The sequence below is a fragment of the Halorhodospira sp. 9622 genome (assembly GCF_022228025.1).
Taxonomy (GTDB): Bacteria; Pseudomonadota; Gammaproteobacteria; order Nitrococcales; family Halorhodospiraceae; genus Halorhodospira; species Halorhodospira halophila_A.
In genome coordinates, this window is record NZ_JAJNRE010000002.1 from 171,924 (window position 1) to 187,720 (window position 15,797).

Below are 15,797 nucleotides of genomic sequence, written 5' to 3' on the forward strand. Positions count from 1 at the left end.
CGCCGCACACCGCTTCCCGGTAGTGCGGCACATGCCGCGCGGCGTGCCGTAGCAAGGCTTCCAGGCGCTCAAGGCAGTAAACGTCAAAGGCAGCCGCATCCCGTTCCCGACCCCGCATTAGGGCCAGCTCACGGAGGGTCGAACGGCCGCGCAGACGCTCGTGCAGCGGCAGCAGGAGGCGCCGCACCAACACCGGAGGCAGGCCCCTCACCGGGCAGCTCCGGATCGACGGCCGAGGAAGGCATCGAACATCAACAGCGACCACAGCAGCCTACCGTGATCGGCCCGCCCCCGCTGATGCGCCTCGAACAGACGCTGCACCTGAACCCGATCGAACCACCCGCAATCGGCCAGCCGCTCCCCTTCAAGTGCGTTTTGCAGGCGCCCGCGCAGCGGACCGCGCAACCATTCAGCCAGCGGTATTTCGAAGCCCTGCTTGCGGCGATGGAGGATCTGCGACGGCAGCCGATCCTGAAGGGCTCTCTTGAGCAGGTACTTGCCTGTACCGCCCCGGACCTTGAGGTGCGCCGGCAGCGTCACCGCCCACTCCACCAGCTGGTGATCCAGCAACGGAACCCGGACCTCGAGCCCATGGGCCATACTCGCTCGATCCACCTTCGTGAGGATATCGCCCGGCAGCCAGGTCTTGAGATCCAGGTACTGCGCGAAGGCCAACGGATCGTGGCGCGGCGCGGCATCGGCATGGCGGCAAAGCACCTCGACGGCATGGTAGCCCTGCAGAGCACGATGCATGCTGGGAGAGAATAGCCGCCGACGGCTGTCATCGTCGCTGAGGCTAACGCTGCGCAGGTAACCGGCGACCGGATCGGCGGCCAGGGCCTCGAACGTGGCCCGGGCACGCAGAAGGCGGGGCGCTCGATGGGCCCGCGGGTACCAGCGGGCCAAGGAGCCGAACACCCCCCGCCGCAGGGCCTGGGGAAGACGGGCCCGGACCCGCGCCTCGCGGGCGTACCCGCGATACCGCCGGTAGCCGCCCAGCACCTCGTCGCCACCATCCCCGGAAAGCGCCACAGTAACCCGCTGCTTGGCTACGCGACTGACCGCATCAGTGGGCAGTGCGGAGCTATCGGCAAAGGGCTCGTCGAATAGCCACGCCATCCGATCGATATGGCCCGCCAGGGCATCACCATCCACCTGCTGCACGTGATGGCGTACACCCAGGTGCCTCGCAACCTGTTGGGCCACATCGAGTTCGCTGAGACGGTGATTGCCGAAACCGATGGAGCAGGCGTCAACCGGGCCTCGCGAAGTCTCCCCCATGAACGAGACCACAGCGCTGGAGTCGATACCGCCGGAGAGGAAGGCTCCCAGGGGCACGTCCGCCAGCATCCGGATGCGGACGGCTTCTTCCAGCTGTTCACCGAGGGTCACGACGGCTCTCGCCTCCGACAAGCGGTCATCTGCGGCGAATGTGACATCCCAGTAGGAGCGCGGCTCCCCCACGGCACGCCCCCGCACCACGGTGAGCGTGTGCCCGGCCGGCAACTTGCGAACGGCCCGATAGATGCTGCGCGGGTCCGCCACATAACCCAGCGCGAAATACTCCTCCACCGCCGCCGGATCCAGTTCCCGCGACAGATCCGGACAAGCCAGAAGGGCCTTGATCTCGGAGCCGAATAGCAGTCGGCCATCAGCCAGTTCGGCATAGCACAGGGGCTTGATTCCGAGCCGGTCCCGGGCCAGGAATAGCGTCTGGCACCGCCGGTCCCATACCGCAAGGGCGAACATGCCGCGGAACCGCTTCACGCACGCCTCACCCCACCGATCCCAGGCGTGGACGATGACCTCGGTATCGCAGCGGGTTCTGAACCGGTACCCGAACTGCTGCAGCTCGGCCCGCAATTGGGCATGGTTGTAGATCTCGCCGTTGTAGGCGGTGAGCACGGTTCCATCGTCATTGGCCAGGGGCTGCTGACCATTGGCGAGGTCGATGATCGACAGGCGCTGGTGGCCCAGCGCCAGCCCCGGCTCACGGTGCACACCGCTCTCGTCCGGACCGCGGTGCGCAAGGGACGCCGTCATCCGCGCCACCAGTTCTCCCGTCCCGGCGAGATCCGTCGCGTCGGGATCCAGCACTCCGGTCAGTCCGCACACGATCTAGCTCACCTCCCCTGGGATGCTGTGAGCACGCGGACGGCGGTGGCACAGCAGCCTCTCGTACAGAGTTTCGTAGGCTCCGGCCATTCCTGCCACATCCAAGTGTTGCAGCACCCTCTGCCGACCGGCCTTGCCCTGGCTACGACCGCGCGAGGGGTCGAGCACATAACCGGCCAGCGCGGCGGTCAGCGCCCCAGTGTCCGCCGGGGGAACAAGCGTGCCGGTCACGCCCTCGAGCACCACCTCCGGCACACCGCCTACCCGCGAGGCCACAACCGGCACCCCGGTGGCCATAGCCTCGAGAACCGTCATCGGGATACCCTCCGCCAGCGACGGCAACACGAACAGGTCCATCCGCCGAAGCTCGGCAGAGACATCCTCCCGATTGCCCGGCAGCGCTACCTGTGCACCCAGCCCGGCGGCCGCGACGACCTCTTCAAGGGCAGTGCGTTGCGGTCCCTCGCCGAGGATCACCAGCCGAAGACCAGGAAAAAGCTCGGGCAAGATCTGCTTCAGCCGGGAAAACGCCACCACCAGACGCTGCTGATCCTTGACCGCAACCAGGCGGCCGACACTTCCGATGGTATAGACCGGCCAAGAGGACCGCCGCGGCTTAGGGGTAAACCGCGCGCAGTCGACACCATTGCGGATGGTATGCACCCGTTCAGCGGGGATCCCCACTCGATCGGTCAGATAGTCGGCAAGATGCCCGGAAACAGCCACGTGGGCGTGCACCCAGGGGCTCAACAGCCGGCGCCAGATCCGCCGTCGCCGGCTGTCACCGCGCAGATCGGACATATCCCAGCCATGTTCGGCGTGGATCCGTACCGGAACGCCGGCGAGCGCGGCCACGGGCTGACCCTCCAGGGCGGCCAGATTGGCACTGTGCAGGATATCCGGCCGCAACCGCCGCAGGAGCCGAGCGAGCCGCCACTGCGTGCCTAGCCCCCAGCCCGGCGGCTTGTGCAGGGCGTAGACCGACACCGCCCGAGGCAAACGGGTGCGGAACGCCGGATCGAACCCATCCAGACAAATGACCACGTGCCGAAAACGCTCCGCCGGCAGCCAACGCAGCAACTCCACCAGCACCTGCTCGAGACCACCGTAATCCAGCCGGTAGATCAGGTGCGCCACCAGAGGCCGCGGATTCCGGCGCCCCGTGCGCCCCGCCGTGCCGACCACCATCACTGACGACGCGCCGCGTCAAGCTGAGCGAGGATCTCCGGCAGCGCCGCGACCGCATAGGCGTGCAGGGCTTCCCGCGCCGCCTTCGGATCATCGCCGGGGTCCGCGTAAAGCACGATCAGGGCGGCATCATCGCGCCTACCGACCAGACGCAGGAGGGCCTCACGTGCCTTCACCTCGTGCGGGACGGTCGTCAGCCGCCCACCGACCCAGTACCAGCGCCAGACCTCCAGCTCGCGATCCGGGCCCATCAACTGCATTCGCGTTGCCGCCGGCCAACCCGCCACATCGGCCCGGCCGCCCCCCTGCTGACGCCATTCAGGGCGCTCCCGCCCGGCCAGCGTATTCTCCCAACCGACCATCTTGCCGTAACGATGCTGCGCCCGGTAATAACCGATATGCAGACCTACAGCCGGCGCACCCCCGGCCACCACCACCCCGCGGCGCTCGGCTCGGGCGTGGTGATAGCCCGGCTGCCACAAAACCAGCTCTCCCTCTCCAGGGGCCCATCCCGATGGAGCCACCGGCCCGTCGCCCAGCCCGGCCACCGGACCCAGATCGCGCTGGTTCAACCGGTCGGCATACCAAGGCCCGCCCGCAAGGAGTATCGCAGCGACCCCGAGGGCCGCGAAGCGCCGCCGAGGGGCCACCCTCCCCCTCGGCGAAGGTCCCGACAGCGCCACGACCGCGCCCTGCTCCCGCCAACGCGTCCCAACCCAGAACAGCAGCCCCGTCACAAGCGCGAAGAAGGCCCAGCCGTAGATCAGGTGGTCCACTCCCGCCGCCAGTTCCATATCGCTGGCATGGCCGAGCATGACAATCCCGTAGGCCCGAAGACCGTTGGCGACGATGGGCACCAGTGCAGCAGCCACCATGAATAGGGCCCGACGCCAGGGATTGCGATAGACCAGATAGGCATAAAGCGCACCGAGAGCCAAGCTCGCGATCAGGTAACGGACTCCGCTGCACGCCTCGACCACGGACCAACTGCCGGTGGGCAACTCGAAATCCAGCCCTGCACGGTGCACAGGAACGCCAGAGAGACGCACGGCAGCCACGGTGAAATCGGCGGTCAACGACATCAGGGGAGAGACCAAGAACTCACCGAACGGCACGGCAAAAAGCAGGTACGCCAAGGGAAAACGAAGCACCCGTGCCACCTCGCTGCCCAGCAACAGCCAGACCAGCGCCGGGATCATCAACACGGCGGAAAACTGCCGCACCGAGGCTACATCGACCAGCGCGCCCAGCACCCAGACCAGAACCAGCCCCGCCAGCGCCACCAGCGCACCGGGGGCCAGCTGCGGAGTCACGCGAGCCAACCGATCACGAAGGCGGTAGGTGAGCAAAAGGACGATGGGCCCGATCAGAAAGCCGTGCGCGAAGGTTTCGGACCGCGCCCAGATGGCCACCATCTCGCGGAACGTCGGGTAGAATACGCCGGCCAGAACAATCAGCCCCGCCCCCAGCGCAAGCAGTGCCGGCCCCCAGGCAGCCCACCGCGGTTCAACCGACATGGAGCGCAGCCCACAGACGGCCGTCGACCGGCGACGGACCCTCAACCAAGCGATCCACGGCAGCGAGGCTGCCAGCCCAGCTGTAATCGCTGAGGATACGCCGCCGCGCCGCCTGGCCCATCAAACCGGCCCCGCCGCCCAGGCGTGCGGTCACCGCTGCGGCAAAGGCCTCGGCCTCGGCCTCGGCCGCAGCCACTTCGACGCCCGGCCGCGCGCGAATCCCCTCCAGCGCCTGTGGCGTGGCGACAACCGGCCGAGCCATGGCCATGGCTTCCAGGACCTTGTTCTGAACGCCCCGCGCCAGCCGCAGGGGCGCTACGACGACATCGGCATGGGCCATCCAGGGCCGTATATCCGGCACGCCCCCGGTCACCAACACCCCAGGGCGCTGCGCCAGCGCCCGAACCGGCGCACTCGGCCGGCTCCCGACGACGGCGAACACCAGTCCCGGCCACTCCCGGCGCAACCGAGGGAGCACCTCGTCGGCGAACCAACCGACGGCGTCCACGTTGGGCCAATAGTCCATAGCCCCGGTGAAGACGAGCACCGGACGACCCTCGGCATAGGGACAGGGGCCGGCATGCTCCGGATCGAAGTAGTGGGCGTCGACGCCATTGGCCACCGCGTGAACGCGGTTCGCACATTCGGGCACCAGGCTGCGGAAGGTCGCCACCTCCTGTTCCGAGACGAACAAACAGGCATCGGCCGAACCGGCCAGTGCGCGCTCATACTCAAACAAACGACGGCTTTCGCGCCGATACACGGCGGCCATGGCCCCTCGCTGGTGCTCGGCATACTGCCGCCACTTGTCCGAATCCACGTCCACGAAGTCGACCACGCGCAGGACCCCGCTACTCCGCGGCGGCAGGTATTGCCCCATCGTCGAAGAAAAGGCTACCGCCGCCCGGATCCAATGCCCGTCGAGGGTCTGGCGGACCCACCGCCGCAGGTAACGGTCTCGGTACCAGGGCAGCGTCAAGGGCTCGCCATTCAGCAGCCCGGTCAGGGCCCGGAAGCGGACCCGTGCCGGTGGCAATGACCTGACACAGAGACTGGCACAGAGTCGGCGCACCGCCGGCACCAGGTCCCAATCCGCCGGATCGTCGATGAAGGTGCCCAGGTGCACGCGATGACGCTCGGCCAGGTGGCGCAGTAGATGGTGAGAGCGGATCTTGTCGCCCTTGTCCGGGGGCCAGGGCAGACGATGCACCAGATAGAGGATGTCGGCCACGCATACCTCCTACGCCAGACTGCGAATGACCAACGGGCCCAGCAGGTTGGCCACCGGCAACGGCAGCCGCCGCCACCAACGGATGGCGCGCTGGTACCGCGGGTTGAGCGGATTGTGGTCGGGAATCCCGCGCCCCCGAACCAAGTGGTACTCGTAGGCCAGCGGCTCAGGCTCGAACCCCCAGTTACGCTTGAAGCTGAAGGCTCCAGTCCCTTGTTTGCTGCGCCCGAAATCGAATATCTGGGCTCCCGCCTCACAGCCGCGACGCATCAATTCCCAATACAGAAAATCGTAGGCGGCGGCCTTTCGGGCCTCGGGAAGCCCGCCGCCGTAGTAGGGCAGCACCTCGTCCCGGAAATAGAATGCAAGCACACTGGCAAGCGGCTCCCGCCCCTTGGAGGCGGTCAGGATGCGGCAGTCCTCGCCGAACACCTCCTTGAGGATCCGAAAGTACCTGCGGGGGAAAACCGGTGTCCCAAGCCGATGGACGCTGCCGGCGTAGATCGGATAGAACCGCGAAGCATCGGCATCCCAGTCGCTGCGCAGGCCGGACTTGATACCCTGACGCACCATTCGCCTTTGTTTGCGCGGTATGGCGAGCAGATTGCTCTCGGCATCAGGGGCAATCGGCCGGCGAAAGGTGGCATAAAGATCCGTGCGCGCCGGACGCGCGGGAAAGCGGCGCCGGGTATGCCGGTATTCCAGGTGATCCACCCCCAGCGCCTCGGCGTGCTCGCAGGCGGCCTGATCCAGGGCCGCGACAGTCGCCTCGTTCTCCGCGACCAGGCCGCCGTAAACGCAGAACGGGGTCGATATCAGCGCATCGCCGAAGAGCCGACTCCGCACACGAGCCAGGGGCAAGACCCCCTCCACCCGACCATCGCGCTCGGCGAGCAGGTAATGGGGCTCATGACCAAAGACCTGGTTCAGCACCCGTGCCCACCCGGCACGATGGAAGAACGTCGCCTGCTGATGACCTTCGACGAAGGCGTCCCAGTCAGGGAAACGCTGTTCGTCCAGAGGCACCACCCGGAGCGGGCCACCGTCGGTTGGCTGGACCACGAGTCAAGCCGCCCTGGCGGCGGCTGCTGCCGCGCGCCCCGGCGGACCGGGAATGCGCGCCAACTCCCGAGCAAACACCTGATCCATGCGCCCCCATCGGAATTCGCAAAGCAGGCGTCGCAAGCGGTTCTCCGTGCGGTGCAGGTTCAGGTAGTGACGAAAGCGCGTGCGACCTCCGACCCCGGGGATACGCGGCTGGCCTGGATCGAGCTCCCAGGGGTGGATATAGAAGACCGCCGGCTTGCCCTCGGTGGCGTTGACCCGTCCCAGCGCGGCCCGTGACGCGGCATACGGCAGCAGACGGAAGTAGCCGCCGCCGGCCACCGGCCAATTGCGACCGAAGAGCCGCAGGGTTGTCAGGGGCACCTCGAGCAGCGGTTGCTCCTCGCCGGAGCGATAGGTCCAGCGCGGCGCATCGGGATCGCCGTAGTGATCGTGGCGAACCGGATACACACTGGAACTGTATCGGTGCCCGGTCTCGGCCAGGATGGGCACCGCCCAGGGCGTATGCCGTCCAAGCGAAAAGGCCGGGGCACGGTACCCGATGACCGCTTCACCGACGATATCCTCGAGCAATACCCTGGCGTAATGCACGTCCCTTCGGAAGGCGCGCGGCGTCATGTCGCCGACCCGCTGATGGCCGTAGCCGTGGCTGGCCACTTCGTGGCCCTCAGCCACGATCCGCCGGACCAGGTCCGGATGCCGTTCTGCCACCCACCCCAGCGTGAAAAAGGTCCCCTGGACCCCCGCCTCGGCGCAGAGACCCAGCACCCGCTCCAGGGCCCAGGCCAACCGCGACGGGGAGGCCTCCCAATGGGCACGCGGCACATAGGGTGCCATGGCCAGCACCTGGAAATATTCCTCTACATCCACCGTCAGGGCGTTAAGCACTCCCGCAGACCGATCCATCCCCCCTCCCCGCCCGTGCACCGCCTTACGACAGCTCTCGAGGCACACCCAGTGCTTTTTTGATCGTTGACCCGACCTGGCGCATCAACCGATGGCTCGATACCAAGTATCGCTCCAGTCTCTCGAGCCGCTCGCCCAGGCGCTTCTGATCCTCACGCTGGACGTTCACTGACTGCTGCAGCAGCTTGTAATTGATGCCGAGGTACCGCTCGATCCGTCGCAACCGCTCCTCGACCCCCTCCGTCACGACCTCAGGTGCCGTCGCCCAGTCGCCCGCCGCCGCACCCGCCTCGGCCGCATCGGTGGCACGGCCACCCCCCAGATCGTCCTGCATCTCGGCCACCACGGAGCGGACCTGCTCGGCTCCGAAGTCGTGGCAATCCTCCATGTATCCCATGAGCAACAGGCGGTCACAGAAGGTATTGACCTGCCGCGGAATGCCGGAAGTATAGGCGTGGATCTCCACCCATGCGTCGTCTCGCAGCTGCGGATCACCGACCCAGCCGGCGCGCGTTAGCCGGTGCTCGATATAGGCCCGAGTATCCCCCGCATCCATCGGCCCGAGGTGGTAGGTCGCAATCACCCGTTGACGCAGCTGCTGCATCTGCGAACTACGCAGGATCCGGCGAAACTCCGGCTGACCGAGCAGGAAACTCTGCAGCAGCGCACCGTGGTCCGATTGGAAATTGGAGAGCATGCGCAGCTCCTCAACCGCCCGCATGTCCAGATTTTGTGCCTCATCAACGACCACCAGCGCCCGGCGCCCGTCGGCGCGGGTTCGGTGCAGGAAGTGCTCCAGCTGGCGTAGCTGCAGCGCCTTATCGCCGCCGGGCACCTCCAGCCCGAACGCCAGACACACTGCGCGCAGCAGGCTGTCGGCATCGAGCTGCGTGCTGACCAGTTGGGCGGCCACCACCGGTTTGCCACTCAAAGACTGGAAGAGGCTGCGCACCAGCGTGGTCTTGCCGGCCCCCACCTCTCCGGTGATCACGATGAACCCCTCCTCCTGCTGCAGGCCGTATTCCAGATACGCCATGGCCCGCCGGTGGCCCTTGCTGCCGTAGAAGAAACGGGGATCGGGACTGAGAGCAAAGGGTTTATCGCGTAATCCGTAAAAGTCCTCGTACATGCGGTCTAGAACTCCATACGCAGCCGGGTCAACAAGCGGTTCTCACGCCGCTCGTCGTCGAAGGCCCCACTGCGCTCGTTATGTCGATACTGGTACTCGACCCGACCGGTCGCACGCGACCCGAGCTCGCGGTTCAACCCAACCCCGGCTCGCCACTCGTCTAGGCGAGTGTCAGGTTGCTGCGCACGAGCCACCTCGGTGCGCGCAACACCGAGCCGGGCGATCAGATCGGTACGCGGACCGAGGGACCAGACCCAGGAGCCGTCGACGGAACGCTCCTGCTCCAGCCGCTCATCCGGCCGGCTATCAAAGATGAAACGGTCATCGATCTCCCGCTGACGCAAGCCGAGAGCGAACGTGGAACGACCAGTGTCGTACAGCCAACGCGCACGCCAGGCCTCGGTGAAAGCAACCTCGGGTACGATCAGCTCATCGATTTCGCGCAGGATCCGGGCAAGATTCGGATCGATGATCTCCAGCAAGCGATCTAGCTCGCGCCGCTCCGCATCCGTCCACTGCCCGCGGCGCTCCAGCAGCGCCAACAGATCATCGTCGAGCGTCTGGCCAAAGTCGGTCACGCCCTCGTCGTAGCTAAGAAGCAACGTGGCGCGGCGGGTACGATGCGTGACACTCAGGCCCCGCACCTCGCGGGCATCGGCATCCCCAAAGCGGGTCTCGCCGTAGCTGGCACCGATCCCCGTGGCTCGGGTGGGCCGCCAGCCAAACTCCGCTCGCCAGGAATCGACATCAAACTCCTGATCCGCCGAATTAATGCGGCCCTGCGCCACTGTCCCGCCCAGGCGCACGGCACGGCCGAGGCGATAGCCGCCGCTGAAGGCGGCGTCGTAGCGCTCGACCGAAGCACTGCGGTCGTAACGGTTTTCGTCATAGGAGAGCATCAGCGACCAGTCCGGCCGGTTGAAGGCACTACCACTGCTCAGCCGGTAGCGCCCACGGTGAGCCTGGGTACCCTCACGATCGGACTGGTGATAGCGGAGCTCTTCATAGATGTAGCGCAGCTCCTGTTCGGCCAAGCTGCCGTAACGGGCCCGCCAAAAGGGGCTGAGCCGATACCGGGTGCGCTCCTCCAGGTTCTCCGAACTGATAGGCTCGAGCAGAGAATCGGCTTGGATATCGCGGAAGATGGCCCCCTCGATGAAAACTGCATCGGCAAGCACCTCATAGCGCCCTCGCCCGCGGAGGCTGTGGACACTGCGATCCCGTTCCGTATCCCGGATCCGGTACCGATTGTCCCAGGCGTAATCCAGGTCGAGGCTGGTGCGCGCCCCTTCCCCGCTCAAAGAGAGGCCGGGTTCCAGGACCCCGATACCATCACCGCGTTCCTCACCCCGGGGGGCAAACCGAGCGTTGTCGGTAATCTCGGCACCGATAGTCACACGGGGCGTGAAGCTCCACACCCCCTCGGCAGCAGCCCCGGCCGACGACAGCAGCAGCGACATCACTAGCACGCAACCGAGTGGCCCGCCCGGGATGCGGTAGTTAACGCCCACGGGGATCGCTGCCGCCAGCCGCTGCGTACCCGCCGTAGTAGCCGCCGTACCCGGCACCCGGCGTCGGACTTGCCTTGTTCATCATCGTCAGCACCACGTCACAGCCAGCGAGCAGCTCCGCAGCCCGGGCCACTGCGACGCGGGGGGTGTGCTCGGCCTCCACCACCAGCAGGATCTGTCCCATGCTGCGCGCCAGGACACTGGGCTCGCTGGTGGCGATCAGCGGCGGCGAGTCAAAGAGGATGACCCGGTCGGGATACCGGTGGTACAGCTCGTCCAGGAGATCCAGCATGCCCTGCCCGGCCAACAGCTCCGTGGATCGCCCGTGGGGACGACCGGCGGGCAGAATGGTCAGATTCGGCACCTGAGTGCGCAGCAGCACATCACCGAGCCCCACCCCAGGTTCCGTAAGGACATCCATAAGACCGCGATCCGCCTGTATACCCAGGCACCTGGGCAGACTGGGCCGCGCAACATCGGCATCGACCAGCAGAACCGTGCGATCGACCTCCAGAGCCATGCTCAACGCCAGGTTCATGGTGCAAAAGGTCTTGCCCTCGCCGGGGACGGCACTGGTGACCATGATCAAACGACCCTTGTCGACCATGGGCTCGCCGGCCCGCCCGAAGGCATTGTCCAGTAGGGGGCGTTTCAGGATACGGAACTCCTCCGCCAGCCCGCTGCGCTGCTCCCCAGGCACCATGACGCCTTGGCGTCGCAGCCAGGCGAAATCCAGCGTAACGTCAGGATTTGCTGGCGCCGGACTCGGGCGGTCGGCGACGCCTGATTGGGCGACGGGCTCTTCGGTGCCCACCCCCGCGTGGAGGGACGCCAGGGCCGGCGGCTCGACACCTGCGCCGCCATGGGATCGGCGCCGCTTCTCCAGCGCCCGCTCGATAATACTCATCCGTGTGTGCCCCCCTTAGACGGTCAGAAAGACGGCGAGAACCACCCCGTAAACACCCAAGAGCGCGGCCATTGCGGCGAAAAAGACCAGCAACTCGGCGCGCCGGCGTTGCAGACGCTCCGGGGTCGAGACGCGGCTGACCGTCCCGAGTACCGGGCGCCCGGCCAGCTCGGCAAGCTGCGCGGTACTGCTGACCGTCCCGCGTAACTGGGCGAGGAGGAAGGCGAAGCCGCTACCTGCGGCCAACCCCAAGAGCAGGATGGCGCTGGCCAGAACGGGGCGATCCGGGGCAGCCGGGCTGGTCGGCAGCCGCGGCGGCTCCAGAACGCGAAAATCCACGGCGTCGGTTTCGGTCTCCACCGACCCGGTAATCACCGCCCGTTCGCGGGTCGCCAGCAACTCCCGGTGGTTCTGACGCAGAACGTCGTAATTCCGGGTCAGCGCGGTATACTCCGATTCCACGGCCGGCACCCGGTCCACCGCCGACTCCAGCGCGTCCACCCGGCGCCGATGCTCACGGACTCGGGTCTCCAGCGAAGCGGCCCGACTCTCCGCCTCGGCCAGGGCCAGCTGAAACGGCGAATCAGTCCCTGCCATCGGCACCCCACCCACCGCGAACTCACTGGCCTCCTGCGACCGCTGCTCCAGCAGTTCCGCCAGAATGCGCCGGGTCTGCACGACGTCCGGATGGCGTTCCGTGTAGGCGCGACGCAGCTCATCGAGCTGCCCTTCCAACCGGTTGATGCGCTCATCAAGCTGGGGATTAGCGAACTCTGCGCCACCGCCCCGGAGGCGACCGAGCAGCGTCTCGACCCGCTGAACCGCCTCGTCGCGCTCAAGCTGCGCCTGATTGAGCTGTTCCCGCGCACGCTCCAGTCGGACATAGTAATCACCGCCACTACTCAGGTGAGCCGCGTTGTCGCGCTTGAACTGCTCGATCTCCCGTTCCTTGTCGCGCAGCTGGGCCTCGTAACGTTCCAGCTGACGCTCGATGAACTCCCGGGAACTGAGCAGATCGATCCGCGAATCCCCGAGGCCGCGCTCCATGAAGAGGTTGGCGGTCTCGCGCACGACCCGGTAGGCCACCTCAGGATTGTTGTGGCTGTAAGAGATGCTGTAGATATTGTCCCGATTACCGCTGCGGAACTCGATCCCGCTGCGCAGCAACCGGGTCAGCTCGGCACTGTTCTCGCCGCCGAGCAGGATATCCAGATCCGCCTGGCGGGCGATCTGCGCCAGATTGTCGTCGCTGAGAAGCGTGGTGCTCATGATCCGCATGCGCTGCTCGGTATCTGGCCGAACCGTCATGCCGCGCAGCAATGGATCAAGGACCGTCTGCGAGTTCACGAAGACCCGGCTCGATGCCTGGTAGCTGTCAGGCAGGGTGTAGATGTACGCCCAGCCCAGAAGACAGATCAGCCAAGCCACCGGCAGAATCCACCAGCGGCGTCGCCAGACCGCGCGCAGCTGTTGCAGGGTCTCCTGGTAGAACTGTTCCATGCCCCCCCTCCCCTCCCGTGAACGCGGCGGGGGCACCACCAAGCCCCCGCCTCCGGATCGCCTTAGAAAGCAGTATAGAAGTGGCAACGAATTCCGCCGTGCCCTAACATCCTGTTAACGGGGAGCGGTGCAGATTGCCCCTGACCGAGGCCCGGTGGCGCACGCGCGCCGAACGCCCGGCGCCGCAGCGACGCCTTGACCGAGGGAGCCCCATGAACCGGTCCTTGTTATGCCGGGCCTTTGCGCGCTACTTCGATATCCATACAGCCGATACCGAAAACCGCCGACGAGCGATCGCACGCCTGCGCTACCAGGTTTACTGCGAGGAGTTCGGTTTTGAGGCCGCAGAGCGGTTCCCCGAGCGCGAGGAGCGTGATGCCTATGACGCCCGCGCCTGCCACGCCCTGCTGTGGCACAGGCCAAGCGGCAGGGTAGCCGGCTGCGTGCGGGTCATCCCCGGCGAGCCGGATCCCCGGCGACCCAATCTACCGATGGAGCCGTCCTGTACCGCAGCGCTGCACGACACGCCACTGCACCCCGGTCGACTGCCACCTGAGCGCGTCTGCGAGGTATCGAGACTGGCCGTTCACCGCCACTTTCGTAGGCGCACCGGAGAGCCACGCACACCGCTTGGGGACATCGATGCCCTGCAGTTTCCGATGGTTCAACGACGGACCTTCCCGCTGATCTCGGCCAGCCTGTTCACAGCAGCGGCGGTCCTCTCCGGACAGCTCGGGCGTGATCACGTCTTCGCCATCATGGAGCCGCGCCTGGCTCACTTCGTGGCCCGCTACGGACTCCACTTCCGCCGCATCAGCGACGATTTCGAGCACCGCGGGCGACGTGCCGCCTATTACATCCATCGCCCCGAGGTCCTTGCCACTATCGAGGCATCACGAATTCTGGCTCCTCTTTACCGCATGGCCGAGCACGGACTTTCGCCGAAGCGGTGCGCCAATCACTCGGCAGGATCCTGCGATGCAGCCGGCTGACGAACCCTCCGTCTTCGACTACTCGACGGCCTTCCAGCGCACGCTTGGCTGGGTGACTGCGGAGGAACAGCAGCAGCTGCGCCGGGCGCGGGTGGCGATCGCCGGCCTCGGCGGGGTGGGCGGTGCTCACTTGCTCACGCTGACCCGTCTCGGGATCACCCGTTTCCGGATCGCCGATCCGGACCGGTTCGAGCAAAACAACCTCAACCGCCAGGTCGGTGCCACCCTGCCGGCACTCGGCAGGACCAAGGTCGAAGTGCTCGCGGAGCTGGCCCGGGAGATCAATCCGGAACTAGAGATCGATCTGTTCCCCGCGGGAGTGAATGCCGACAACCTGGACGCCTTCCTCACCGACGCCGATGTATATGTCGACGGGCTGGACTTCTTCGCTTTCGACATACGGCGCCAAACGTTCTCCCGGGCAGCGGCGCTCGGCGTGCCCGCGCTGACCGCCGCCCCGCTGGGCATGGGCGTAGCCCTGCTCAACTTTCATCCGGCAAGCATGCCCTTCGATGCCTATTTCGACTTGGGAGACCATCTGGACTTCGAAGAGCAGGCGCTTCGATTCATGGTGGGGCTGGCCCCTGCAGGGCTGCACATGGGCTATCTGGCCGACGCCGGCGCGGTGAATCTGGGGGCCGGACGCGGCCCGTCGACCGCGATGGCGTGCCAGCTGTGCGCCGGCGTCATGGGCACGGAGGTACTCAAGGTCCTGCTCGGACGCGGCCCGCTGCGCTGGGCACCCCGCGGCACGCAATATGACGCGTACCGTCAGCGCCTTGCGCGTACCTGGCGTCCCGGCGGCAATCGCCACCCCTGGCAGCGCCTGAAGCTGCACCTGGCACGGCGCTATCTGGCGCGCTCGCGGGCCTCCTCTTTTTCTAGCATCGGAGACGACCATGCCCAGCGCCCTTGAATGCACGCTATGGCCCCGCATCGCCTGCCTTGTCCTGTTCACGACCCTCGGGTTGTTCACCGCCGCACCGGCCTGGACGGACGAGGACGCCGGCCACGAGCTGGCCACGGCGGTCCATGAGAGGCCCGAAGGCGCCGACGCCGTCACGCGCGGGACGATGACCCTCAGCGGCGGGCGACGCGAACGGGTCCGCGAGAGTTACGAGTATCGGCTAACCCCTGGCGACGGTGAGCGCCTGGAGCTGATCCGCTTCACCCGCCCGGCGAATATCGACGGCACAGCACTGCTGGTTCACAACCACGCTGACGGCAGCACCGATCAGTGGCTCTACCTCCCCGCTGCGGACCGGGTCCGGCGCATCAGCAGCGAGAACCGAGGCGGCAGTTTCGTCCAGTCCGATCTGTTCTTCGAGGATCTGGAAGACCGCCCACCGGAAAAGGACACACACCGGCTCCTCGGTGACGATCTATACCAGGGGACGCCAGTCAAGCTCCTCGAGAGCATCCCGGTTTCCCCGGACAACTCGGTCTACACCCGCCGTCTCAGCTGGGTGCACCCGGAGATCCTGATCCCGCTGCGCATCGACCTCTTCGGCGATGGCAGCGATACGCCCATGAAACGTTTCGAGGTCCAGGCCATCGAGCGCATCCAGGGCTACTGGACCGTCACCGAGAGCACCATGCAACACCTGGAGCGGGGCACGACCACGACCCTCAGCGTGGAGGAAGTGATCTATGACCAGGGTTTGCCCCGCGAGCTATTCCGGACCCGGGCTCTGGCTGACCCGGCCCGGGAGAGACGCTACCGCCCCTAACCGGTC

At 66.6% G+C, this 15,797-nt stretch carries 13 protein-coding genes; 3 read left to right on the forward strand and 10 right to left on the reverse strand.

Going from position 1 to position 15,797, the window contains the following annotated elements; genetic code table 11:
• Positions 1–207 precede the first annotated feature (207 nt).
• The 10 genes from LRG07_RS01965 to LRG07_RS02010 are packed head-to-tail and all read right to left on the reverse strand — an operon-like array spanning position 208 to position 13,069.
• Complete coding sequence (locus LRG07_RS01965; protein ID WP_201242293.1) at positions 208–2,115, reverse strand: XrtA/PEP-CTERM system amidotransferase; 1,908 nt, start codon at positions 2,113–2,115, stop codon at positions 208–210.
• A gap of 3 nt (positions 2,116–2,118) precedes the next feature.
• A complete protein-coding gene (locus tag LRG07_RS01970; protein WP_238641651.1) occupies positions 2,119–3,252 on the reverse strand; it encodes a TIGR03088 family PEP-CTERM/XrtA system glycosyltransferase in 1,134 nt (377 codons plus the stop codon).
• A gap of 50 nt (positions 3,253–3,302) precedes the next feature.
• Positions 3,303–4,820 carry an exosortase A gene (gene xrtA, locus LRG07_RS01975; protein WP_238641652.1) on the reverse strand — a complete coding sequence of 506 codons (1,518 nt, stop codon included), beginning with the start codon at positions 4,818–4,820 and terminating at the stop codon, positions 3,303–3,305.
• Positions 4,810–6,051 (reverse strand): TIGR03087 family PEP-CTERM/XrtA system glycosyltransferase, encoded by a 1,242-nt coding sequence (locus LRG07_RS01980; protein WP_238641653.1) that lies wholly within the window; start codon positions 6,049–6,051, stop codon positions 4,810–4,812. The genes xrtA and LRG07_RS01980 overlap by 11 nt, the downstream gene beginning before the upstream one ends.
• A gap of 9 nt (positions 6,052–6,060) precedes the next feature.
• Positions 6,061–7,113, reverse strand: a complete 1,053-nt coding sequence (locus LRG07_RS01985) for a FemAB family XrtA/PEP-CTERM system-associated protein (protein ID WP_370641477.1) — start codon at positions 7,111–7,113, stop codon at positions 6,061–6,063.
• Positions 7,114–7,116: 3 nt separating this feature from the next.
• The gene (locus tag LRG07_RS01990; protein WP_238641654.1) at positions 7,117–8,022 is read right to left on the reverse strand and encodes an XrtA system polysaccharide deacetylase; all 906 of its coding nucleotides are present in this window, start codon (positions 8,020–8,022) and stop codon (positions 7,117–7,119) included.
• Between the two features lie 25 nt (positions 8,023–8,047).
• Positions 8,048–9,151, reverse strand: coding sequence for an XrtA/PEP-CTERM system-associated ATPase (locus tag LRG07_RS01995; RefSeq protein WP_238632961.1), 1,104 nt, complete (start codon positions 9,149–9,151; stop codon positions 8,048–8,050).
• A 5-nt stretch (positions 9,152–9,156) separates the two neighbouring features.
• Positions 9,157–10,662: a TIGR03016 family PEP-CTERM system-associated outer membrane protein gene (locus LRG07_RS02000; protein ID WP_238641655.1), complete on the reverse strand. Its 1,506-nt coding sequence runs from the start codon at positions 10,660–10,662 to the stop codon at positions 9,157–9,159.
• Complete coding sequence (locus tag LRG07_RS02005) at positions 10,652–11,569, reverse strand: XrtA-associated tyrosine autokinase (RefSeq protein ID WP_201242300.1); 918 nt, start codon at positions 11,567–11,569, stop codon at positions 10,652–10,654. Before LRG07_RS02005 ends, LRG07_RS02000 begins: the two co-directional genes overlap by 11 nt.
• A gap of 15 nt (positions 11,570–11,584) precedes the next feature.
• The gene (locus LRG07_RS02010) at positions 11,585–13,069 is read right to left on the reverse strand and encodes an XrtA system polysaccharide chain length determinant (RefSeq protein ID WP_238641656.1); all 1,485 of its coding nucleotides are present in this window, start codon (positions 13,067–13,069) and stop codon (positions 11,585–11,587) included.
• Between the two features lie 212 nt (positions 13,070–13,281).
• Between LRG07_RS02010 and LRG07_RS02015 the strand changes: the two genes are divergently transcribed.
• Genes LRG07_RS02015 through LRG07_RS02025 form a run of 3 tightly spaced genes read left to right on the forward strand, consistent with a single transcriptional unit; the run spans position 13,282 to position 15,791 of the window.
• Positions 13,282–14,061 (forward strand): PEP-CTERM/exosortase system-associated acyltransferase, encoded by a 780-nt coding sequence (locus LRG07_RS02015; protein WP_201242015.1) that lies wholly within the window; start codon positions 13,282–13,284, stop codon positions 14,059–14,061.
• The gene (locus LRG07_RS02020) at positions 14,048–14,977 is read left to right on the forward strand and encodes a ThiF family adenylyltransferase (protein ID WP_201242014.1); all 930 of its coding nucleotides are present in this window, start codon (positions 14,048–14,050) and stop codon (positions 14,975–14,977) included. The genes LRG07_RS02015 and LRG07_RS02020 overlap by 14 nt, the downstream gene beginning before the upstream one ends.
• The gene (locus LRG07_RS02025) at positions 14,961–15,791 is read left to right on the forward strand and encodes an outer membrane lipoprotein-sorting protein (RefSeq protein ID WP_201242013.1); all 831 of its coding nucleotides are present in this window, start codon (positions 14,961–14,963) and stop codon (positions 15,789–15,791) included. Before LRG07_RS02020 ends, LRG07_RS02025 begins: the two co-directional genes overlap by 17 nt.
• The last annotated feature ends 6 nt before the right edge of the window (positions 15,792–15,797 follow it).